The following is a 24,013-nucleotide window of genomic DNA, read 5'->3' as shown; positions in this document are numbered from 1 at the left end:
AAAAAGCCCATCTGTGATGGGCTTTTTTCTGGCTTTAGGATTTACAGCGCAGCTTTTAAATTACAGCCATAACCCATGGTCTGCTGAACCTGACGATAAGTCGTATAACGATCCAGAATAAAGGTATAAAAATGATCAGCATCAGAGAAATTAGCTTTTAAATTTTCATTCTTGGCATTGGGCAATTTAATGTCATCGACCAGTTCCAGATTGTAATGTCCCAAACGGAACATATCGGCAAAATAACTATTCATCATATCGCAATAGGCGATTTTACTAGGTTTTAATGCGGTACTGCTAACGAGATGCTGGTTCAAGCTTTGCAGATTATTGACATCTAAAGGAAACTGGTGTGCGAAAGCAATGCTTTCGACTTTCTTAAATTTCTGAAAGTCTTGGGCTAACTGGACATTGAGTGCATCAAAACGTTGCTGCAGTTCCTGTGCGGTCTGAACCTGATATTTGGCTGGATCTACGACCGGTTTTTGTGGTTGTTCCGAACATGCAGTTAATCCAGTGAGCAGCGCTAATGACGTTAGCCATACCTTCATGTTTATACACTCAATTTAAATATACCAATGCTTATTATGCCTGAAAGCAGCTTGATGTACTGTTTAAAGTAATTTCTCATTCATATAACGCCAGTAGCGCTTTGGCACATATTGAATATGCAATTTCATGTTCTTGCGCGCCTGAATATTCACACTGTTAAAATAGTCTTTCCAGAGCTGATCATATAGCAGCTCTTGATCATCCAGTTCAATACTGAATGATTGACTATGACCAATCCGGATTTGTGGATCGATTATTTCAGCGTTCATCTCGACCTGATGCATCTGCCTTAAATCATAATAAATACCGTAATTACGCTGCTCGTCATAAATCAGCCAGCTTTGATCCTGATAACGCTCCTGAAAATGTCGGGAAATAATCGGCAAGACATTAAAATCCGGTCTGACCAGACTCAGAAACAAACCATCTTTGGCTTTTTTAAAGCGTACAAAAGCCTCCATACGATGCTTTTCCCGCCCCACTTGCTTGGCCCATTGCGACATGCCGATCACCGCAGCATGACCATAATCTTTATCGACTGGACGCTGGTTTTGAAAGACATAGACTGCAAAATCAAAAAGAGTCTGGAACGCTGCTTCCTGCTCTGACAAAAAGGTATAGTAAAAAGCACGCAAACTGCTGGAAGATACTTTCTGCTTTAATCCCTGCCACACCCGCTGCCCATGCTGATCATTAGAGGCCACATGGATAAATTCATCAAATAAACCTGTTTGTGCTTGAGGATTGGCCGTCACTATCACGTTAAATTCTTTAAACTCGAAAGCACGAAATACACAACTGAGCAGACCAGTCATGCTGCCATCAAAACAGTAACTTGCCACTAGAAACCAAATCCTAATTGAGGTGAAAGTTGCTGCTGATATTTGGATTGTCCTGACATCAAAATTTGCTGGCGAATCTGATGGGCGTGCTGATCTTTCTTAAATTTCGGTGTATCCGCACAGCGAATAAAATGCTGCGCCCGGTTATAAGCCACGCCCATGCGCCTTAGCTGGTCAATATGAATCTGTCCAAAACGGCGTGCCTGTACAATTTTCTGGGCAGAACGCACGCCTATGCCGGGTACCCGTAGAATCATTTTATAGTCGGCACGGTTAATATCGACTGGAAAGGCTTCAGAATGACGCAAGGCCCAACTGAGTTTAGGATCAATCTCCAGCTCCAGATTCGGATGCTGATCATCAACAATTTCATCAGCAGCAAAGCCATAAAAACGCATCAGCCAGTCAGATTGATACAGACGGTTTTCTCTTAATAATGGCGGTGCTGAGCCGATAGCAGGTAAGGCTTTATCTTCAGGATTAATCGGGATATAGCCAGAGAAATACACCCGCTTCAGCTTAAATTCCTTGTAATGCCGGTCAGCCATTAAAATAATGTCCTGATCGGTTTCACTATGCGCGCCCACCACCATTTGTGTAGTTTGTCCGGCAGGTACAAATTTTGGAACGGACTTGATCAGCTTGCGTTCATCTTTGAGCTGGATCAACCGGTCGCGCACAATGCCCAAGTCTTTTTGTACTTCGGCATGGGTTTTCTCAGGCGCAAATTTTTGCAGTCCCGCCTCCGTCGGCATTTCCAGATTAATACTCATACGATCGACATACAGTCCGGCTTCGGTAATGATCTCCTGTGATGCACCCGGAATAGTTTTCAGATGGATATAGCCATTAAAGTTTTCTTCGAGTCTAAGTTTTTTGACCACCTGTAGCATCCGTTCCATGGTGTGATCGGCCGATTTAAAAATTCCCGAACTGAGAAACAGACCCTCAATATAATTACGCCGATAAAAATTCATGGTCAAATCCACGACTTCCTGCACGGTAAATGCTGCACGCTGGACGTCATTGGAACGGCGCGAAACACAATAGGAACAGTCAAAAATACAGACATTAGAGAACAGAATTTTCAGCAAGGAAACACAGCGGCCATCTTCGGTATAACTATGACAGATGCCATTCCCGGTATTGCCCACACCCTTGTCTTTATTTTTACGGTTGCTACCGCTGGATGAGCACGACACATCATACTTGGCAGCATCGGCTAAAATTTGCAGTTTTTCACGGATACGATCAGACATGAGCTCAGAGAATATGTGACCAAAAGGCTATTATAAAGTGTTCAATTCTAGGCTAATAAAAGTTCTATCTTTTTGGCGACGTAGCGTGTCGCAAGAAATGTAAATAACACGTAACCCATGCTGCAGTATTTCAAAATAAAATAACCAATATGATTTGCTTAATTTTGTGCTCAAAGGCAAAGTAAAAGCATAACAAGGAGCAAATCTATGTCTTTATTAGAAAATCTCGGAATTAAACACCCTATTTTCTTGGCACCGATGGCAGGTGTCTCTACACCTGAGCTTGCTGCCGAAGTGTCCAATCAGGGCGGCTTGGGCTCACTGGGTCTGGGGGCCAGCAGTATTGAGGCTGCACGAGAACAGATTTTAAAGACTCAGGAACTGACAGATTGCCCTTTTCAGGTCAATTTTTTCTGTCATGAGAGTGTGCCTGTAGATGAAGCTGTAGCACAGGCATGGATTGCACAGTTTAAGGATAAATTTGCCGAATATGGTGCTCAGGCACCGGAGCATTTGGAGTGTATTTATCAAAGTTTTAAAGACAATGATGACTTCCTGAATCTGGTATTGGAAACCAAACCGCGAGCGGTCAGCTTTCATTTTGGGATTCCACATCCGCATCAGATTCAAGCCTTAAAACAGGCCGGGATTCTGACCATGGTATCTGCCACCAATTATGCCGAAGCCAAAGCTATTGAGGCAGCCGGAATCGACATTATTATTGCACAGGGTATTGAGGCCGGCGGCCATCGTGGGATTTTTAGCACCAAGTTTGATGCTTCAGTTAAAACCTCCAATCTGGTGAAGCTAATCAAACAGCATTCTTCCCTGCCGATTGTAGCAGCAGGCGGGATTATGATGGGTGAACAAGCCCGCCAAATGATGGATTTCGGCGCAGATGCCGTGCAACTCGGGACTGCATTTGTGCAGTGTAAATCTTCCAATGCCAATGATGCTTATCGTAAAGCCTTATTTTCCAAGCCACTTACTCAAGTGAGTGCCAGTATTTCTGGTCGTCCTGCACGCGGCATCATTAACCACTGGCATATTGAAGTGGATACACCCGATCGGCTGGATGTTCCGGCTTATCCATATACTTATGATCTGGCCAAGCAATTACATGCTGCTGCTGCCAAACATGGGGATCAAGGTTATGGTGCATTCTGGGCAGGTTCGAACGTGGCACAGATTCGTGAAATGGAAGCTTCCGATCTGATTAACCAGCTCATACTGGAAATGAAGCATCTTTAATACTTGAATCATAAAAAAACCTCTCCACATGGAGAGGTTTTTAATTTATCTAGAATTAGCGTGTGACACGATGCCAGGCATCTTTAACTGCAAATTTCGCTTCTTCCCAGTTGAGGCGAGACTCACCTTTTAACTGTTCCCACTTGGTACGCAGTTCAGGTTCGGCACGGTCAAAATCCGTATCATGCTCATACATCGGACGATTTTCATAACCGACCCGGTAAGCACCGCGATAATCACGATCATAATCTAGATCGCCATATGTGCTACGCGTTTCATTGAAATACGGGCGATTATGATACTCATCTCTCCAGTAATTATCTTCTGCTCTCAAATGATCTGGATGTCGATAGTTATCTGCCTCAGGCAAGTTCTCTGGGTGCTGGTAATTATCTGCCTGTTTCTCATGATCAGGTGTCGCAATGTCATTACCTGCAATACCGCCAACAACACCACCGATAATACCACCCACCACTGCACCTGGAGGGCCACCTACCAGACCTGCAACTGCGCCTACCGCAGCTCCACCCAAAGTACCGGCACTGGTCGCAGCCAGATTATCCTCACCTTCATTCATGTCTGGAACACGAGGATTATCTTTCACGGGTGTATTCAAATCTGGACGCGCGTTAGTATCAGTCGGATTGATATTCAGGCCTTCACTGCGCTCTTGTGACAATTCCGTTGACGTTTTATGGCTAAACTCTGTGACTGGACGATTGGTATTTGTCATTACAGATCTCCCTCAATGATGACGATAAACAAGATGGATCACATCTGGTTTATATCTGGATAGATTCATCATAGAGGAAGCTTGAGTAAGCAATGTCCAAGTCCTGTCCAGTTTAAGTGAACAAACTGTGCTGCTATGTATTAGACAGGCTGAAGTGTAAACAGAATGCAAAAATCAGCCTGCTCAAGATAAAAAAGGTAGGGATTTCACACAAAAAATATTACTTGATTCGCTGAATTTTGCCCGCCATTACTTGGTTTCCAGTAAATTCACCTGCTCGACTTGTACATCATTCATGGTTAAACCATGTTCTAGCAGTGCATTAAAATAATCCTCTACCACACGATATTGATCAGCCGTATTTTCCACCTGATACATGCTTTGACGAAATTCATTACTAGAACGCAGTCCTTTGGTGTACCAGGCAATATGTTTACGGGAAATCCGGCAGCCGGAATACTCGCCATAGAACTCGTATAATTCTGTCAAATGTCCCAATAGAACATCTTTCACTTCTGTAATACTCGGTGCATCAAGATGTTGACCGGTTTTCAAATAATGGGCAATTTCACGAAAAATCCAGGGCCGACCTTGTGCTGCACGACCAATCATAATTGCGTCTGCACCAGTATAATCCAGCACATATTTGGCTTTTTCCGGACTGTCGATATCACCGTTAGCAATCACGGGAATCTTCAACATTTCCTTTACGTCTTTGATTAAAGAATAACGCGCGGTATTCAGGTACATATCTTCACGGGTACGGCCATGTAAAGCCAGTGCCGCAATTCCGGCTTGTTCAGCACGTTTGGCGACCCGTATAATATTTTCCTGGCCGTTCAAATAACCAAGACGGGTTTTTAAGGTCACTGGCACATCAACTGCAGCCACAACTGCATCCAGAATACGCGCAACTAGATCTTCATCCTGCAATAAAGCAGAACCGGCGAGTCGGTTACAGACCTTTTTGGCTGGGCAGCCCATATTAATATCAACAATTTGCGCACCATTGGCCACCTGATAACGTGCCGCTTCAGCCAGATCATGGGGATCTGAACCAGCAATCTGCGCTGAAATAGGTGCCAGCTCTCCATCAAAATTGGCACGATATAAGCTCTTTTTACTCATGCGCAAAGTTTTGTCAGATGTCATCATTTCACTGACAGCATGGCCTGCACCAAAGTATTTGCACAAGGTTCTAAACGGACGATCGGTCACACCTGCCATGGGAGCGACAATCAAATTGTTTGACAGTTGATATGGACCAATATACATATAAATTCATCACTTTTTTGATGGGCATAGTATACTGCATCTGCCTTATTCGCTCATCTTTTCAATTAATTTACGACACCATGAATAAAACTTTCGCTTCTTGTTTTTCTTTTAAGTCATTGTCTGTACTTGTACTTTCTCTGGGTCTTGCCGGTTGTGGCAATGGTTCATGGTGGTCAAAAGATGATGAACCGACACTTGAAGTTGAACATATTCGCAAAGCTATTCCAAACCGTGTCAACCAACGTGAGTCTTGGGCACAAGATATTTATGACATTACCGAACAGCTCGGCATTCCTCAGACCAAGGAAAATGTTTGTACGATTGTGGCAGTGGTTGATCAGGAATCTAACTTTGTTGCAGATCCTACTGTTCCGGGTTTGGGTGAAAAGGCGGTTAAGGAAGTCCAAGGTCGCCTTGATGAAAAATTCAAAGATAAGCTTGGTCAAGCAATTGGTGGCACAGTTGCAGGATATTTCCAGGAAGTTCTCAAGAACCATCCGAGTCCTGAAGACAACTACTTAAGCCAGATGCGCCGGGTCAAAACCGAACGTGAACTCGACGAATTATATCGTGAAATATTTGATTATATGTCAAAGCATTATCATGTTAGCGCCCTGACTGGTGCTGCCAAACTGGTCGGCCAGAATATTGGCGAGAAAATGAATCCAATTACCACCTTGGGTTCAATGCAGGTACATATCAGCTATGCGAAAGAACATAAACGCCAAGGCGGCAATATCGCAGAGTTACGTACCGATCTCTACAGTCAATATGGCGGTCTGTATTATGGGATTCATCGCCTGATGATGTATCCGGCGGATTATGACAAGCCAATTTATCGTTTTGCGGACTATAACTCGGGCATGTATTCCAGTCGAAATGCCGCTTTTCAGAGCATGTTAAATGATTTAACTGAAGCCGAACTTGATCTGGATGGCGACTTATTGCTCTATACTAAAGATGGCGCGATCCGTTCGCAGAAGAGTCAATCTGAGCGTGAGTTAATCAGTGTTTTTGCCAAAAATAATTTTATTATCACTGAACGTCAAATCCGAGCTGATTTAAAGAAAGAAAAAGATAAAGACTTTGAAGATACGATGACTTATCGTGGTGTCAGCAAGCTCTATCAGGAAAAAACCGGTAAAGACCCTATTTATGCGATCATGCCTGAAGTGGTTATTTCCGGACCAAAATTAAGTCGTGATTATAATACCAACTGGTTTGCTACCCGCGTCGATGGTCGATATCAAACATGCATGCGCAAAATCAAAAACCTAAAACTCTAGTCTTATTCGATTTTGATGGAACCCTGTATCTGCATGACAGTTTTACTGGGTTCATTTTCTACGCCTTGAGAAAACGGCATATTGTGAAACGCGGCCTGCAAATTCTGCCGTGGATTCAGGCTTATTATTTAAAACTGTATCCAGCACACCACATGCGTCCCAAGTTGTACGTCAGCATGTTTAAAGACAGTGATGCAGAGGAAATTCTGCATTTGGCTCAAGACTATGCACAACAATTGATGCTTAAGTTAAATCCGAAATTACTAGAACAGCTTAGGCAACATCAAGAATTAGACCATAAAGTGGTGCTAGTTTCCGCATCTCTGGATTTATATTTAAAACCGGTCTGCAGCTATTTAAATATCGATTTAATCTGTAGCGAAGTTGAAATCAAAGCTGGGAAAATGACAGGGTTTTATCAAACCCCTGACTGTAGTAACACACAAAAGAAAATTAGAATTCTAGAAAAATATAATCTGGATAATTATGCGGAAATTTATGCTTATGGGAATAGTGAGGAGGATGAAGAAATGTTGAGTCTAGCGCATCAACGTTATCTCGAAGGGCATGATAAACAGCTTCCAAAAATTAATATTTTATCTAATTCGATGCCATATTAGTCCTTTCTATTTTATCTGGCTGATCTACTAAACACCTTTAGACAATACTATAAATGGCAGATTAACTTTTTTACTTTATGCCTTGAAATCATATTAAATAGCTTCGCAATCAGGACTTCTACTTCCTGAAGTATTAGCCTCTTAAATAAAAAAACCACTTCATTTGAAGTGGTTTTTTTAGCTTTAAGAAAAATTATTTCTTAAACGGAAATGCATATTTCACAATACGTTTAATTACACTGCCGTACTGCTTAACCAGACTGGCATTGTTATAGTTCAAACCATATTTTTCACAAACAGCCTGAACTTTCGGTGCCATTTGACGATAGCGACGTGCAGGTACATCAGGATACAAATGATGTTCAATCTGATGACTTAAATGACCCGTCAAGATATGAAACGCTTCAGAACCGGTCAGGTTAGATGAACCACGGATCTGACGCATATACCAGTGACCACGACTTTCATTTTGAAGTACCGATTTTGGGAACACTTCGACATCTTTGGTAAAGTGACCACAAAAAATAATACTAAAGGTCCAGATATTACGCAGACCATTGGCCACCATATTACCGGTCAAAACCGGTAAAGCCGCAGGACCTGCTATCAATGGAAAGAATACATAATCCTTAAACAACTGTTTACCAATTTTGCTCTGCATTGGACGCCATTCTTCTTTGGTCTGCTCTTTGCTTTTGCGACCTTTGAAGTATTTACCCAATTCAAGATTCTGAATCGCAACACCCCACTGGAACAATAAACAGAATGGCACTGCATAAATCGGTTGCAATAAATAACCCGGTTTCCAGCGCTGTTCCGGGAACAAGCGTAATAGACCATAACCGATATCATCATCCATACCCTTAATATTGGTATAAGTATGATGCTTAAAGTTATGGGTTTGACGCCAGTTGTCTGAAGTCCCTACAATATCCCATTCATAAGTCTGACCATTGAGTTTAGGATCATTCATCCAGTCATATTGACCATGCATGACGTTATGACCCAACTCCATGTTTTCCATGATTTTGGCAAAGCCTAATAGACCTGTGCCTAGCAACCATGCTGGCGGGAACCAGCCTGCAAACAATAAGGCGCGACCGGCAATCGATGAGTAACGAATGGTTGAATAGACACGACGGATATATTTCGCATCTTTTTCACCTAGATCATCTAGCACTTCTTGCTTAATCGCATCGAGCTCACGTGCAAGTTCATCAAGTTCAAACTGGGTTAATTCACGGTTTTTAGGATTTTTAAAATACTGTAATTTTACTGGCATATTCATAAGATAAAACTCGCTTATAAGTCGATGACAAGGTCAGTCTGCGCTGAGTTAATACAAATTTTGAGCAGGTTGCCGGGTTCGGTATTTTGTGCACCGTTGACCAAATTCTTGGTCGAACCTTCTACTTTATTGCAGGCACATTTATTACAAATGCCCATACGGCAACCATGGGTCGGTTTAATATTTTGCTGTTCCAGGCTCACTAGAATGGATTGGCCTTTTGGAATGCTGACAATTTTTTTCGACTGGGTCAGGGTGACATTAATAAAGCCGGTATCCGATAGATCCGCCAAACTCATGCTAAAGGCTTCACCTTTAAACTGTTTTGCCTGAGCAAAAAGCTGTTCTGCTTTAGATACAAAACCTGAAGGACCACAGCAATATACGATGCTATTTTCCAGATTTTGCAGATCTGTCAGATAGGTTTCATCCAGACGTGCAGCAGCTGGCTGTTCTTGAGTGGCATACACATGAAATGAGAAATTTGCATGTTTCTGAGCAAGCTCTTCAAACCGTGCTTTAAATGCGGCATCCTGATCTTTTTTAACCCAGTACCAGAGAGTGACCGGTGCAGATAGTTCACCTTTTTTGCTCAAGCTTTCCAGCATACTGAGCATTGGGGTAATACCACTCCCTGCTGCAAGCAAGATCAATGGACTCGTCTGCACAGGCAAGGTCATATCACCATAAGGCTGACCAAATTCGATCACATCACCTACTTGTGCCTGTTCTGCCAACCAGGTACTGACTTTACCGGCATTGACTTTTTTCACGGTCAATAAAACATGTTGCGCATCTACACGGGTCAAACTATAGCTACGTTCATAACGGATGCCGTTTACCACCACATAGACCGGATGATGCTGCCCTGCTTCACCAAACTTAAATAAGCGATTCACTTGAATTTTCAGACTCAGCATATCCTGTGCTGCATTTTCTATATGCACGATCTTGCCTAATGGCTGATTCAACGACCATACAGGATTGAGTTTCTGAATCCAGAAATTAATTGCATGCTGATCAACTACACTATCAGACAGTGCATTCAATGGCATTTTAAGTTTTTGCAGTACATGCATCGTTTGTGACATCACCTTGGGTTTTTAATTATTATACACATGTATATATATTTGTATATACAACCGTATTGTTTCTAATCATTTCACAAGCTTGACTGGCTCGGTTATAATAAAATGATTCATGCATGAACCTATCGATGAACGAGCCTTCAATGAAAATAAGCAGTGACGCATCTTTATTACAATCGAAAAGCATTGATGAGCCGATTATCGTACGGAGTGTCGGTCGCAAGGCCACCATTACCAAGGAAGAACTGTTTCAGGCTGCGTTGAATCTGATTGGGCCACAAAAAAGTATTTCCTCTTTAAGTCTACGTGAAGTCGCGCGTGAAGCTGGTATTGCACCGAACAGCTTCTATCGTCATTTTAAAGATATTGATGAACTGGCCATTGAGCTGATTGATCGTGCCGGGATTGTATTGCGTCAGATTTTGCATGAAGCACGTCTGCAAGCTTCTCGCCAGAACAGCATTATCCGCAGTTCTGTAGAAGTCTTTATTGCCCAGCTGGATGCCGATGAAGGCAATCTGAGCCTGTTATTACGTGAAGGCTATACCGGTTCCAAATCTTATAAACAGGCGGTGGAACGCCAATTAAATTATTTTCAGCAGGAACTTCAGGAAGATTTAATTCGTCTGGAACGCCTAAACAATAAGAAGTTATTTCATCCCGATATTGCAGCCAAAGCCATTACCCAACTGGTCTTCAACATGGGTGCTAATGTGATTGATATGCCTGCCGAAGACCGCAAAGAAATTGCCGAACAGACCATGATCATGATCCGGATGATCCTTGAAGGTGCACGTCATCTGGAAGATTCTCAGCTGCGCTAATTTTCCGATTTGCATGAACTAGTATAAAAAGAGACGTAATCAGCGTCTCTTTTTTATGATGATTACAAAAGTGCGAGTTGAGCTTTGACTGCCTTTGCAGTGGCTTCCGGATACTCAAGCGGGAACATATGCCCGCCCTCGACCACAGAATAATTAATCCGATAAATCTTGTGCATCCCTTGTGGCAACCCCTGCTGATAAAACTGGCTTTGCTCTGCAGTCATCAGATGCATCGGCACTTCAGGCGGTCGGCGTGGCGTTCTCCACCACCAGGCTGGCACAGTCCGGAAGATTTCCGCTTCTATCTGTTTTGGAATAGTTAACGTCACCCCACCACGTTCAGGTTCTGGCTGAATGCCGCTCTCGATATAATCAGCAAAACACTGCTCATCGAAATTTTTAAATAAGCGGTTAAACCGGAGTGCTTCAATAGCGACCTGTTTTGATGACCAATAATCTTTGCGTTTTAGCGTAATTCCTGCGGGTGTATAACGATCGACACTTTTTAGATTCAGCTTTTTGATCAGTTCAAACATGGCGCTGTTTTTTCCAATCACAAATGGTGGATCCATAATGATCAGCTTGGAAAACAGTTCGGGACGTCGATACGCCGCCATAAGGGTCACCAGACCACCAAAGGAATGTCCTAAGCCAATCACTTGCTGCTGAGGAAACTGCTGCTCGATATCTGCAATGACTTCATCGACCAGATAAGGCCAGTCTCGCGTAATTGGATATTGTGGGTTCATGCCGATAAAGGGAATCGCTTTGACCTCATAGTCTTGCTGAAAACAGTCCAGAAACTTCCGATAAGTTGCCGAAGGGATACCATTGGCATGGGTAAAATGTAAGGCTTGCTTCATTATTTTTAAACGCAGTGCGTATTCATCCTGAAATCGTAAGATGAGCTTACCGCTTTAAAGATTTATTCGGCAGCGCAAAAATGCTCAAAGCATGACCTCAAAGTCATTTCTCTGTATTCCTTCAGAATTTAAAGTCTATTTCTGCGATACAGTCAAATGTTGCATCGGTAGAAAAGTCGCGCCGCAACTGGCCTTATCCCCCGCGATGACCACTGCCCGTCCTTTGACAGTAATAGACAAATTGCTGGAAATTGCGGTGACCATAGTCTGGCATTTGGGACAATAATGCTTCATGCCATTTAAATGTACGGCAATACCATTGATCAAAAAAGAGAGTTCGCATTCAGTCACCATGCCGCCATGACTGGTCTTTGTGCCAAGGGTAATCAGTGCTTTTGACATACTTTGTCATTCTTATTATTCAGTAGCCTAATTTTAAACAGGAGGAAAATAACAGACCAGCATTCTCCGACCAAAAAAATAATAAACCCGGATTTTGCCTATAAAAAAAGCAGCCCGAAAGCTGCATTTTTTTATTGCGTAAAGCTTAAGGCTTGACCACGACCATCACCTGAATTGCTTCCGGTGTTACCGATAGACCATCCAGCAGGCTTAAACCTTCTTTCTGCAACTTTTGTAAACGTGCAATTTCATCTTCACGGATACTTGGATTGAACTGTTTCAGATAGGTCAGGCGATCAATTTCATATTGCCATTTATTGCCATACACTTCTTTGGCTTGCTGCTTGAAGCCAGGCAATGCACTGCGTGCCAGTTCAAGCGCTTGCTGATAACGTGCCTCAATCACATCACGACGTGCTTTCACCACCTGACGGCAACTATTGCCATCTAAATGATGCAAGTACGGTTTCAGGATTTCTGGTGCAATCTTTTGTGATAGATCCTGACCTTTTTCACTGAGCAAGACACGAATCAACTGTTGCGGCAAGCTAGACGGCAAGTTCAATGCTTTCGGAGCCACCACATCGACCTTGAACCATACTTCAAGTAATACCGAACCCTGTGGCAGTGCTGCAGATTTTAGTACCGCAACGTTAGTGCTACCAAAGCCTTGCGTATTGATCATTTCCATCACACTTTCAGTGAATGGATGTTCCAGTGTCAGGTATTGCGCATCTTCGCGGATTTGTGCCTGATCACGATAGAAAGTCGCTGTAATCCCTTCTTCATCCAACGTCAAACCTTGAACCTGCATTTGATCGGTTGGCTTGATGATCACTGTACCGTTACTTTGCTCGTCAAAGTCGATATTCGTAGACGCCATAAAGCGCTTCATGAAAATCGGCAAAGTGGTATTGTCATCATAGTCTTCAAGCGCGTTGACAATTTCCTGTGCCACCACCGGACGGCAAGAGTTGTATTCAAGCAAACGGTCTCGACCTTCCTGCAATTCAGCTTCCAGCGCTTCACGTTGCACGCTAACTTCTTCCAGCAGGTCTTCAAAATCTTGACCTTTGTCTGCCAATAGACAGTCTTTCAAGCGAACAATAAAATTTTCTTGCAAGGTTTGTGCAGCTGGAGAAATATTGCTGAAGATATTCAGCGCTTCGTTATACCAGCGGAACATACGTTCTTGTGCAGTTCCCACCAGATAAGGCACATGAATCTGAATCCGGTTTTCCTGACCGATACGATCCAGACGACCAATACGCTGTTCCAACACGTCCGGGTTCGCAGGTAGGTCAAACAGAATCAGGTCAGAGGCAAACTGGAAGTTACGACCTTCCGAACCAATTTCCGAGCAGAGTAAAATCTGCGCGCCATACGAATCTTCAGCAAAATAAGCTGCGGCCTGGTCACGTTCTAATAAGCTCATGCCTTCATGGAACATGGCGGTACGAATACCGGCATGTAAGCGCAGTACATTTTCCAGCGCTTCAACCACTGGCCCGCTACGCGCAATCAGTAAGACTTTTTTGTGTTTTAAATCGGTACGCAAACGCTCCATCAGCCACATCACGCGTGGATCGGCTTCCATCCATGCGCCATCGAGCTGCGCCTCTTCAGGCTACATCTGTTCACGCAACTTGCCATCTTTCGACCAGTTTTCTGGTGCTGGCAATGGTGCCGGCTGACAGTCACGACCCGGGAAACCTTGAATGGCTTCACGTGTATTACGGAACAGGATACGACCTGTACCATGACGGTCTAAAAGTTCGTGAATGGCACGGAAACGCTGTTCAGGCTGATCTTCAATCGGATGACCTAACAAGGCTTCAATCGCAGTTAAATGCTCGGCTTCTAGCGGCATGTCTGACATCAGCACTTCTGCAATTTTAGCTGTATGCTGATACTGTGCTTCTTCGTCGAGGAAACGATCCAGCGAGTTAAAACGCTGTGGATCAAGCAAACGTAGGCGTGCAAAGTGACTTTCCACACCGAGCTGTTCAGGTGTTGCCGTCAATAACAACACGCCCGGCGTATGTTCAGCCAGCTCTTCGACCAGATCATAACGGTCATTACCACCATCTTCTTCACTCCACATCAAATGATGCGCTTCATCGACCACCAACAAATCGAAACCTGCTTCAAGTGCCTGTTCACGCAGATCTTCATGGTCGACCATCAAATCGACAGAGGCAATAATTTTTTGTTCGGTCAGGAATGGGTTCTGTTCAGGATCATGTTCTTTGATCGATGCCGTACGAGTCAAATCAAACAGCGAGAACTCAAGATTGAAACGACGGCGCATCTCGATCATCCACTGATATTGCAGTGAATCCGGCACTAAAATCAGGATACGTTCAGAACGGCCAGTTTTCAGCTGTTGATGGATGATCAGACCCGCTTCAATAGTTTTACCCAGACCCACTTCATCGGCCAGTAATACACGCGGTGCAAAACGCTGACCAACTTCATGCGCAATATAAAGCTGATGCGGAATCAGACCGACACGTGAACCCACCAGACCACGCAGTGGACTGCTTTGCATATTGGCCTGCATCAGCAGTGCTTCAATACGCAGGTCATACCATTCTTTATAATCAACCTGACTGGCCAATAAACGGTCTAGAGGCTTAGACAGCTGGATGGTCGCACCAATACGGGTTTCATTCAGCGATTTACGTTCTTCAGTTCCATCTTCCAAGGTACGAACGACATGATAACGCACCACGCCATTGCGGTCTTCAACGGATTCTACAATCCACTTGGTCCCTTCCTGATCCTGTAATTCATCTTTCACATTAAATACGATACGAGATAAGGGTGCATTGCTGCGTGCATAGACGCGGGTTTCATCGCTTTTCGGGAATAAAATGCTGACCGACCGCTCATCAACATCAATAAGAACGCCTAAACCGAGTTCTGTTTCAGTATCTGATAACCAACGTTGACCAATAGCAAATTGCTGCAATTTTTCCACCTTTATCTTAAGTACAAGATTATGAATATTAGGCTCAATCACGAAACGTCATTGGAGCAAAATTCCACACCTTCAAGCAATGTATTTTGACATAAAGCCCACTAAAAAGTGAGCATAATTCACGCCGATTAAAGAAGTATTTCCTAGAACGGCGCCGGACAATAAAATTCGACCAACTGCTCTGTTTGAGGATGATAAAAACTCAAACGTTCCGCGTGTAAACATAAACGCGAGCTGAGCTGTTGCTGTTCGGATGTCGCATATAAGGTATCGCCAATAATCGGATGTCCGAGATATTGCATATGCACCCGTAGCTGATGTGAACGGCCGGTAATTGGGGTCAGTTTCACCCGAGTCACGGGCTGTCCCTGAATATTAAAATGTTCGATCGCCTGCCAATGCGTGATGGCCGGCTTATTATGTGCGGGATCTGCGATATGTAAGGGGGGACGGCTTGGATCATACACCACTGGCACTTCAATAGTGCCTTCACCTTCGAGTGTACCGGCAACCATAGCCTGATAGGTTTTATCAGTCTGGCGTTCCTGAAACTGGCGGGAAATGGTTTTTTGTCCCCATTTGCTCAGACCAAAGGCCAAAATACCGGATGTATCGCGATCCAGTCGATGAATCAGTAAAGTTTTGGGTTCTAATTTGACCAGACGGTTGATCAGGCAATCTTGTAAGTCTTCTGTTTTACCGGGAACTGTGAGTAAACCTGCAGGTTTGTGGATGACCATGAAATCGTCATCACGATGTATCAGATGTTCGGTTAGAAAATTACTCAAAGTTCAATCCCAGGCTGATCGTGAAAAACAAGGCGGCAATGATAGAAAGCTTAGCCAATAATTACAATGCGCATTTATGTAAATGACGATGAAATTTCCGATTTAGCGCATAAAATTGCTCAATCGCAGCGCATCAACCTGAGGATTTTAAAATGAAGCTTGCCAATTCGTGCAAAGACGGATGTTTTAGCACATCTTCATAACGGATATTGGCACCATGTGCACGCCATATACCGACTAGACTCACCACCGCTACCGAATCCAGACCATAATTTTTTAAGTCGACATAGGGATCAATTTCCAAAGCATCCATATCCAGCTGTTCTGCGACAGCCAACATAATGCCTTTGGCCGACAATACATATTCGGAAGATGCGCTTAAATCCCATAAGCGGGTCAGGCTATAGGTATTTAAGTGATGTATCCCCTGTGCTGAAATATTTTCGATCCATTGAATATGCTGATCTTGATTCGCCAATAAAATCACATCATCGACCACACCGATTTGATCCGTCACACTCATCAGATGCGGCAAAATCTGTTTCAGCATCGGTGTAACCTGCCCGGCAAAAATCAGTTGCGGATGCATTGAGGCATATTCTCCCAATTGCTGCATGCCTTGCATCAGGTCATCACCATATAAGTCAACAATCGGAATATCGAGTGCTTTGGCTTTATTGCTGATCTGGATCAGATGACTCATTAGGTCGCTTTCTTGTATGCCTACCATCATCCTTAAATTTTGTAATCCCACTAAAACCAAAACAGATTCATTTGATGCAAGCTGCCATTTGGCTTGGGATGGAGCAAGTTGGATTTTTTTAGGGATGGGGTACAGCATGGGAGGCTCTTATAAATACAAAATAGCATGATGATTCATGCTATTTTAGTTTAGCATCGATTTGAAAAACACTTTGATTTCACAGAGGTTTATTGTTCTAATTTCGTATCATCGCCATTATGTTAAATGGCTTTAATTTTGCTTAGCCCTATATTCATTAAATGCTAGAAGCATTCCCTCTTTTTGTTCTGCGGAGGCATCTGGAAATGAATAAAATCTTTCATAATCTTTTCTAAATTGGCTGCTTTCAATTCTTTTAGCTAAGTCATCAATAAAACCTTTTCCTTGAGTCTGATATTGCTGAATCGTTTGTTTATCTAGGCAGATAGTTTTCGCCCAAGAAACTGCACTCATATTTATACAAACATTGAGGTATATATTTTCGCTATCCTCATATAGTTCCCAAAAATAAGGCTCTATTTCTATAAGTTGCATTTCACTAGTATTTCCAAACTTTTAATTATTTCTAAAATTAACATAATACACGTTATACGAAATTCTTCTTTTGATTTCCTTTTTAAATTATAACTTTATTGTATATAGACAAGCCCACTCATTAGCGATTGGGCTTTTTAGTTGATATTTCACGTTCCACGCTTCATTTTGGTACAACTTTGAATGATTTTATTAGGGTCTGTTGACATTTACTGTTCATAATTAACCCTATAAAGGTAGCCATAAAAATATACAGGCTAAAGCAACAGAACTTTGATAATTTCTTTTGAGCTTGTCATATCGAGTAGCTATTCCTCTAAATTGCTTTAATCTACAAAACATATTTTCAACTAAATGCCTGATTTTATATAAATACCAGTCCATATGGTCATTGTTCGATTGGCTATTTGTTTTCTTTGGTATATTCGCTTTAGTCCCTGTTTTCCTGATCTGTTCACGCAGTGGTTCTGAATCATAGCCTTTATCTGCACATACCACTTTTGTCTCTTTTAAATCTAATGTTGATATTAAATCAGGTGCAACTTTAACATCATGTGTGGTTCCATCGGTAATCATGAAATCAATAGGATTGCCATGTGCATCAACAATCAAATGTATTTTTGAGGAGTTTCCTCCTACACTTTTAGAAATAGATTGATTCGCTATGCCGGCAGAATGTTGATGAGCACGTACATGAGAGCCATCAATAAAAATCCACTCCATATCGGGGCATGAGGCTAGTAATTTGAATAATCTAAGTAACTTACCGCTGCTTGACCAACGATTAAAACGTTTGAAAATAGAGTTTGAATGACCAAAACAGCAAGGAATATCTCGCCACGGACAGCCTGTTCTAATTCTATAGAGAATAGCTTCAATAAAATTGCGTAAATTTGAGTTGTGGTGAATGGATAAATTACGCAGAATAACTTTCAACTTTTGCCAGTGTTGATCTGTCAGCATGGTACGAGGCATAGCGAATAGTAAAATTGGGTTTGGCGATTTGATTTTACTACTTCGCTATTTTTTTAAGCTAAAAGTGTCAACACACCCTAAATTAAGCTGATCAATTTCTATTTTGGATTAGCTTTGCTTAGCCAAAAATTTCTCAATGGCTACCTGTGCAATCTCCGCATCTTCAAACGACTTCACACCCGACACACCCATCGCACCGACGAGCTGGCCTTGATACAGAATCGGTTCACCACCTTCCAACATTCCTGAGAAAGTTTCCATGGTCAGAAAACCCATCTGTCCGCCTTTGATAATATCCTCAAACAGTTTGGAGGGATGGCGACTCATAGCTGAACATTTAGCCTTTTCGACGGCCAGATTTGCAGTCATCGGTGCTGCACCATTCATACGCTTCATCGCAAGCAAATTACCCGTTTCATCTACGACTGCAATACTGACATTAAAACTGTTCTGAATGGCATATTGATGGGCTTGATCTAATAAAAATTCCGCATCGCTTAAAGTCAAATAATGTTTGGTTTGCATGAAAATGATCTCTAATTTTAAATGTAATTCCCCCTAAGCCTGAGCCATATATAGCGCAAGAATACTGGAGGAAGTCTTTAAATTTTCATTTCTATTCGATAGATGAAAGCCCTCTCCTTTAAGGAGAGGGTTTGGGAGAGGTATTACGCTTTCATCTCAGCAAAAGTTTCTTTAGCCGCTTGAATCGTGTAAGCAATATCTTCATCACTATGCGCAGCAGAAATAAATCCTGCTTCAAAAGCAGATGGTGCAAGGTTTACGCCACGATTTAACATGCCATGGAAGAATTTACGGAACGCATCGACATCGCATTTCAGCATAGAGTCGAAGCTAGTAATATCTTCCTGATCGGTAAAGTAAAGACCAAACATACCGCCCACTTGTTGGGTCTTGAATGAAATGCCTGCTTCATCAGCAGCAGTTTGTAAACCGGCGAGCAATTTTTCGAGTTGTGCGGTTAATTTTTCATAAAAATCTTCGGTACGTAAATGCTTGAACATCTCGATACCGGCACGCATTGCCAGTGGATTACCCGACAATGTACCTGCTTGGTATACCTTACCCAATGGCGCGATGCATTCCATCACTTCACGTTTACCACCGAAAGCACCCACTGGTAAGCCTGCACCGATGATTTTACCTAAAGTGGTTAAATCCGGAGTAACGCCATAATGTGCTTGCGCACCGCCAAGACCGACACGGAAACCGGTCATTACTTCATCAATGATAAACACTGAACCATGCTCATCACAGACATCACGAATCGCTTGCAGGAAACCATCAATCGGTTTCACAAGGTTCATGTTACCTGCCACAGGCTCAACAATCACGCCGGCAATTTCTGAACCGAATTTGGCAAAGCATTCTTTTAAAGTCGCGATGTCGTTATATGGAAGTGTCAGCGTATGTTTTGCAAAATCCGCCGGCACACCTGCAGACGTCGCTTCCCCTTCACCACTGGTCAATAAACCTGAACCGGCTTTTACCAATAATGAATCCGAGTGACCGTGATAACAGCCTTCAAATTTTACAATCTTGTCACGGCCAGTATAACCACGTGCTAAACGAATCGCGGTCATGGTTGCTTCTGTACCCGAGTTGGTCATACGCACTAGTTCAATCGATGGCATGATCTCGCAAATAATATCTGCAAGCGTAGTTTCATGGACTGTAGGCGCACCAAAACTCAAACCATCGACCGCAGCATCCTGAACTGCTTTAATAATCGCAGGATGCGCATGACCCAAAATCATCGGCCCCCATGAACCCACATAGTCCACATAACGTTTGCCATCGACATCATAAAGATACGCACCTTGGGCTTTTTCGATAAAGACCGGCGTCCCACCGACACTATTAAATGCGCGTACAGGTGAATTGACGCCACCCGGGATATGTTTATTGGCTTGTTTGAACAATTGTTCTTGCTTTGGAGATAAGCTCATGAAGGCACTCGACTCAAAATTAAATCAATCAAAAAATTTTATGCTGTAGCTTGAAAAAGCGCAGACCATTCATCTAAACGTTCAGGAATGGCATTCATAGGAAGTCCCAATATATCACTAATCACCGCGCAATAATCCGCACCTGACTCAATGACATCCTTTGAATTTTCAACCGTTAAACCACCAATGGCACAGAGAGGCACGTTCAATTTTTCTTTGGCCAGTTTTAAGGTTTCAAGACCAATATTACCCGCTTCAGGTTTACTATCAGTCGCATAAATTGCTCCAAATGCCACATAATTCGCACCATCGGCAATGGCCTGTTTAGCCAGCTCAAGTGAGTTATTACAGCTACGGCCAATCAACACGCCTTTAGGCAAACGCGCAACAGCGTCGACAATCGAACCATCATCCTGGCCTAAATGCACACCCACGCCGTATTTAACCGCCATTTCCAGATCATCGTTAATCACGAAAGGTACGCCATATTCAGCACACATGGCTTTCATGTACTCGATTTCGTAAATTTGATCTTCTTTCGCCACTTTTTTACGGCGATATTGCAAGACCGCAACACCACCATTGGCCATTGCACCTTCCAACTTCGCTAATAAAAGCTCTAATGGATCATCATTGGTAATTAAATATAAACCGCGCATCTTGCTCGCCATTTCCTAGAATGGCTCTATTATAGGCATAACTCCGCTAGATTTCCGCAGTCCTGCTGTTTCTGAGACCGCGGGCAACAACAGATTTGCAGTTTTTTAGTACAATTTATCCGTTAAATTTTAAATATCACCATTTTCAGGGATATACCGGCTATTAAATCTACGTTTTAATCGCTTTATAACAATAATTATAACGTGTTAATACTTACGCCCTCCGACAAACGCTTTTAGGATTTTGCAGACAACTTGGTGGAGAAGTTGCAAAATTCTAAGAGCGATTTTTTTGTTTTTTTTCACCTAGTTCAAGCGCACTCAAATTAATGAATGTTAAAAATACCCATTTTCAGGGATAGCCCAATCGGCACGAAGCGACTTAAATAGTCTTAGACACAGACAATAAACAGAAAAATAAATACCTGTGTTGGTAATACCCGATCCTTTCTGGTTTTGAGTCCTTCGTTTGTGGGAAGACGTTTCAAAGCCAGAAAGGATCTTTTACTTTCAGCACACATCCGCATAAAAGCTTCTATGACTATTTACATAATAGCATCAGCAAAATCTTAAAATTTTATTGATATTAAACAGACATAAAAAAAGCCCGGAGAAGGTCGCTCCAGGCTTGGAAAACTGATGTATGACTAAAATATAATGGTTGATCAAAAAACCAAATCTGCAATAACATAATTATTAGAATAATAATTCTAGACTTGCAAGGCTTTTATCGAAATTTCATGCTTTAAGTGAGCACATTCCGATAAAAGTCATTCTGGCTCAACTGGAAATTTTATCGTATTTACGGTCTATCAGACTGATATTGCCACGCAGGACATCGGCAAACATGCGCCAGTCCGAGATAAAGCTATATACAGGCTGTTTGAAACTGGCCGGTTTATTGCGCTCAAAGATAAAATGTCCGACCCAAGCACAAGCATAACCCGTGAGTAAACCATAGGCAAAATATCGCGGCTTGCCTTGACGAATGGCTTTAGCAAAACAGTATAAACCGATGCTACTGCCGGCCACGTGCAGACGGCGACTGATAATATGCCGATGTTCGGTCAAATAGAAGCGATAAAATTCATGATAATTTTTAATCGGCATCTGGGGCTGAGCCACCACCTCATTCTTACTTTCTGGTTGTACTTGTACATTCATCTGTCATCATCCTGACGTTTTTGTTTTACCTTAGCGTATATTTTAGCCAAATAACAGCCTTTTGATTCGCGCTTCAATGTATCTTGAACATCCCCCTGAACGTCTGAATCCGATCGTTTTAGCCTAAAATGAACCGATGAAATTCAATCTTAAAAGTTCTGTTTAAGCTTTTTATGTTCAGTCAAGTCTTACATGCATTTTGATTTTGGTTACAATCTGCTGCGCACAAATCTAAAAATATAATTGCGGCTGCTGTCCGCCTCATTTCAAAACCTTATTCAAGTGAAGATTCAGTGCTTAATTGCACTGAACAGATAGGATGATCATCATGGTTGAAGTTGAACTCAAGTTCCAGATTCCTGTGGCACGACGCACTGCGCTGCTGAAGGCACTTGATCCGAAAAAGTCTCAACAGATCCAGCTTCAAGCCAAATATTATGATACTGCTGACCGTCAACTGGCCCGGCATGGGGTGGCACTACGTCAGCGTCTGGAAGGTACACGTTGGTTTCAAACCCTAAAAGCGGCCGGAAAAAGCCACATCGAACGCTTTGAACATAATCATGATCTAGGGGAATTAACTGCATCTCCTGAACTGGATTTAGATATTTATAAAAAATTTCCAGAAGCCGGGACAATTCTCAGCAATGCGCTCGGCAATCAGTTCGACCAGCTACAACTCCAGTTTGAAACCGATATTTCCCGTACGTTAAGGGTAATTGACTATGAAGATACCCAGATCGAAGTCAGCTTGGATATTGGACAGATCCGCACACAGGATGCTGAGCAAGAAGTACATGAAGTTGAGTTCGAACTAAAAAATGGTTCAATTCAACATCTGCTGGCCTTTAGTTTTGAATGGGTCAAGAAATACCAGCTCTGGCTCGATGTACGCAGCAAAGCAGAAATAGGCAATTTATTGGCCACTTCACAGCGCGTTAGCCCTGCGACCCTTAGCAAAGAATTTCAGATCAGCAAAAAAGACAGCGCCAGTAAAACCATGCGCAGTCTGATTGCGCAGCAGATGCAGCATTTATTGCCGAATATCGCGGCGATTGCAGCACAGGTTGCAGAGCAGGAACATATTGATCAGGCACGACTGGCACTGGATCACTTATATCTGACCTTGCTGCTGTTCAAAGACTGGCATCCTCAGCTTTCGGACAAATGGGCACATCAACTGGCGGCCTTTAAGCAGCAATTTGAACATCTGCAACATTTGCAACACATGCAAAACAGCTTGGCCGGCTTCCTGCAAAATCCAACCACGGCAGAAAACCTGAGCAAAGATATTCTGTATGCGCAGGAGAAACTCGGTAATCTGGTCAAATCCACCCAGAATGTGCATCATTATCTGGAATTGCTGATGTTTAGTTTAAATGATAATGATCATGCTTCTCTGGATCTGAAAACTGCTGCACAAACCACCTTGCAACAGCAATATAAAGCCTTGCAGGAACAAATGAACCAGACGGATATCACCGATTTTGAAAGTCTGGATCAATTGGCCAGCCGGATTCAGGAACTCAAATTCAGCTTTCCGATTTTAACCACGATCTATGATGTCAAAAATTTGCAGAAATACAGCAAAGCGCTGAATGATGCACAACTGGCAGCCAGTGAATATCAAACCTTGGCCTCTTCTGCAGTTTATATTCAGCAGACCGAACTGGAAGCAAGTGACTGGTTTGTGCTGGGCTGGCTGACCGCCAAGCAGGAAGTCTATGCGCAGAAACTGCTTGAAGCGACCGAACAGTTCCTGGTCAGCCGTAAATTCCTGAAATAAACATATTGAAATAAATATCACGAGAAATACTTAAAGCACGCCTTCTATGGCGTGCTTTTTGTTGCAGAAGCACATCACACCCCTGCTGATCTTTGGGCTATATTAATCTGTAAAACCAACATCGCG

22 protein-coding genes and 1 pseudogene are annotated in these 24,013 nt (G+C 42.7%); 5 read left to right on the top strand and 18 right to left on the bottom strand.

The window, feature by feature from the left end; genetic code table 11:
* Window positions 1–41: 41 nt before the first annotated feature.
* The 3 genes from F995_RS09700 to F995_RS09690 all read right to left on the bottom strand — a co-directional run bounded on the left by F995_RS09700 (window position 42) and on the right by F995_RS09690 (window position 2,653).
* Window positions 42–551, bottom strand: coding sequence for a hypothetical protein (locus F995_RS09700; protein WP_004646660.1), 510 nt, complete (start codon window positions 549–551; stop codon window positions 42–44).
* A 63-nt stretch (window positions 552–614) separates the two neighbouring features.
* Entirely contained in the window at window positions 615–1,394 is a 780-nt protein-coding gene (locus tag F995_RS09695; protein WP_004646659.1) for a TIGR03915 family putative DNA repair protein, read from the bottom strand.
* Window positions 1,394–2,653 carry a putative DNA modification/repair radical SAM protein gene (locus F995_RS09690; RefSeq protein WP_004646658.1) on the bottom strand — a complete coding sequence of 420 codons (1,260 nt, stop codon included), beginning with the start codon at window positions 2,651–2,653 and terminating at the stop codon, window positions 1,394–1,396. Before F995_RS09690 ends, F995_RS09695 begins: the two co-directional genes overlap by 1 nt.
* Window positions 2,654–2,860: 207 nt before the next feature.
* Between F995_RS09690 and F995_RS09685 the strand changes: the two genes are divergently transcribed.
* The gene (locus tag F995_RS09685) at window positions 2,861–3,904 is read left to right on the top strand and encodes an NAD(P)H-dependent flavin oxidoreductase (RefSeq protein WP_004646656.1); all 1,044 of its coding nucleotides are present in this window, start codon (window positions 2,861–2,863) and stop codon (window positions 3,902–3,904) included.
* A 55-nt stretch (window positions 3,905–3,959) separates the two neighbouring features.
* Here F995_RS09685 and F995_RS09680 read toward each other — a convergent pair whose 3' ends face one another.
* Together F995_RS09680 and dusB are read right to left on the bottom strand one after the other, a co-directional pair.
* On the bottom strand, window positions 3,960–4,637 hold the full coding sequence (locus F995_RS09680; protein WP_004646655.1) for a hypothetical protein: 678 nt from the start codon (window positions 4,635–4,637) through the stop codon (window positions 3,960–3,962).
* 249 nt (window positions 4,638–4,886) lie between these two features.
* On the bottom strand, window positions 4,887–5,912 hold the full coding sequence (dusB, locus tag F995_RS09675) for a tRNA dihydrouridine synthase DusB (protein WP_004646654.1): 1,026 nt from the start codon (window positions 5,910–5,912) through the stop codon (window positions 4,887–4,889).
* A gap of 80 nt (window positions 5,913–5,992) precedes the next feature.
* On the opposite strand from dusB, the gene F995_RS09670 reads away from it, so the two are divergent.
* A complete protein-coding gene (locus F995_RS09670) occupies window positions 5,993–7,201 on the top strand; it encodes a DUF1615 family protein (RefSeq protein ID WP_004646653.1) in 1,209 nt (402 codons plus the stop codon).
* Window positions 7,168–7,821, top strand: coding sequence for an HAD family hydrolase (locus tag F995_RS09665; RefSeq protein WP_004646651.1), 654 nt, complete (start codon window positions 7,168–7,170; stop codon window positions 7,819–7,821). The genes F995_RS09670 and F995_RS09665 overlap by 34 nt, the downstream gene beginning before the upstream one ends.
* A gap of 193 nt (window positions 7,822–8,014) precedes the next feature.
* Here F995_RS09665 and F995_RS09660 read toward each other — a convergent pair whose 3' ends face one another.
* Both F995_RS09660 and F995_RS09655 read right to left on the bottom strand, forming a co-directional pair.
* The gene (locus F995_RS09660; RefSeq protein ID WP_004646650.1) at window positions 8,015–9,109 is read right to left on the bottom strand and encodes a fatty acid desaturase family protein; all 1,095 of its coding nucleotides are present in this window, start codon (window positions 9,107–9,109) and stop codon (window positions 8,015–8,017) included.
* A 14-nt stretch (window positions 9,110–9,123) separates the two neighbouring features.
* On the bottom strand, window positions 9,124–10,188 hold the full coding sequence (locus tag F995_RS09655) for a flavin reductase family protein (protein ID WP_026055790.1): 1,065 nt from the start codon (window positions 10,186–10,188) through the stop codon (window positions 9,124–9,126).
* Window positions 10,189–10,340: 152 nt separating this feature from the next.
* On the opposite strand from F995_RS09655, the gene fabR reads away from it, so the two are divergent.
* Entirely contained in the window at window positions 10,341–11,021 is a 681-nt protein-coding gene (fabR, locus tag F995_RS09650; protein ID WP_004646648.1) for an HTH-type transcriptional repressor FabR, read from the top strand.
* A gap of 62 nt (window positions 11,022–11,083) precedes the next feature.
* Here the strand turns inward: fabR and F995_RS09645 are convergent, their stop codons facing one another.
* The 11 genes and pseudogenes from F995_RS09645 to F995_RS09595 all read right to left on the bottom strand — a co-directional run bounded on the left by F995_RS09645 (window position 11,084) and on the right by F995_RS09595 (window position 22,101).
* The gene (locus tag F995_RS09645) at window positions 11,084–11,884 is read right to left on the bottom strand and encodes an alpha/beta fold hydrolase (RefSeq protein WP_004646646.1); all 801 of its coding nucleotides are present in this window, start codon (window positions 11,882–11,884) and stop codon (window positions 11,084–11,086) included.
* 135 nt (window positions 11,885–12,019) lie between these two features.
* On the bottom strand, window positions 12,020–12,286 hold the full coding sequence (locus F995_RS09640; protein WP_004646645.1) for a PAAR domain-containing protein: 267 nt from the start codon (window positions 12,284–12,286) through the stop codon (window positions 12,020–12,022).
* A gap of 145 nt (window positions 12,287–12,431) precedes the next feature.
* Window positions 12,432–15,269: pseudogene (gene rapA / locus F995_RS09635) on the bottom strand (RNA polymerase-associated protein RapA).
* Between the two features lie 143 nt (window positions 15,270–15,412).
* Entirely contained in the window at window positions 15,413–16,057 is a 645-nt protein-coding gene (locus F995_RS09630) for an RluA family pseudouridine synthase (protein ID WP_004646642.1), read from the bottom strand.
* 133 nt (window positions 16,058–16,190) lie between these two features.
* Entirely contained in the window at window positions 16,191–16,898 is a 708-nt protein-coding gene (locus F995_RS09625) for a phosphopantetheine-binding protein (protein ID WP_004646641.1), read from the bottom strand.
* A gap of 132 nt (window positions 16,899–17,030) precedes the next feature.
* A complete protein-coding gene (locus F995_RS09620; protein WP_004280001.1) occupies window positions 17,031–17,333 on the bottom strand; it encodes a hypothetical protein in 303 nt (100 codons plus the stop codon).
* Window positions 17,334–17,561: 228 nt separating this feature from the next.
* Window positions 17,562–18,308: an IS5-like element ISAba31 family transposase gene (locus tag F995_RS09615; RefSeq protein ID WP_004645384.1), complete on the bottom strand. Its 747-nt coding sequence runs from the start codon at window positions 18,306–18,308 to the stop codon at window positions 17,562–17,564.
* A gap of 108 nt (window positions 18,309–18,416) precedes the next feature.
* Entirely contained in the window at window positions 18,417–18,833 is a 417-nt protein-coding gene (locus F995_RS09610; protein ID WP_004646640.1) for a GlcG/HbpS family heme-binding protein, read from the bottom strand.
* A 143-nt stretch (window positions 18,834–18,976) separates the two neighbouring features.
* Complete coding sequence (gene hemL / locus F995_RS09605; protein WP_004646639.1) at window positions 18,977–20,278, bottom strand: glutamate-1-semialdehyde 2,1-aminomutase; 1,302 nt, start codon at window positions 20,276–20,278, stop codon at window positions 18,977–18,979.
* 38 nt (window positions 20,279–20,316) lie between these two features.
* Window positions 20,317–20,937: a thiamine phosphate synthase gene (gene thiE, locus F995_RS09600; RefSeq protein ID WP_005107266.1), complete on the bottom strand. Its 621-nt coding sequence runs from the start codon at window positions 20,935–20,937 to the stop codon at window positions 20,317–20,319.
* A 780-nt stretch (window positions 20,938–21,717) separates the two neighbouring features.
* Window positions 21,718–22,101, bottom strand: a complete 384-nt coding sequence (locus F995_RS09595; RefSeq protein WP_004646637.1) for an Mpo1-like protein — start codon at window positions 22,099–22,101, stop codon at window positions 21,718–21,720.
* 328 nt (window positions 22,102–22,429) lie between these two features.
* Here F995_RS09595 and F995_RS09590 point away from each other — a divergent pair, with 328 nt between their 5' ends.
* Window positions 22,430–23,887, top strand: a complete 1,458-nt coding sequence (locus tag F995_RS09590; protein WP_004646636.1) for a CYTH domain-containing protein — start codon at window positions 22,430–22,432, stop codon at window positions 23,885–23,887.
* The last annotated feature ends 126 nt before the right edge of the window (window positions 23,888–24,013 follow it).

Source organism: Acinetobacter sp. CIP A162, from assembly GCF_000367905.1.
GTDB lineage: Bacteria > Pseudomonadota > Gammaproteobacteria > Pseudomonadales > Moraxellaceae > Acinetobacter > Acinetobacter lwoffii.
Note: the sequence above shows the minus strand (reverse complement) of the source record. Positions and strands in the feature narration are given on the sequence as shown.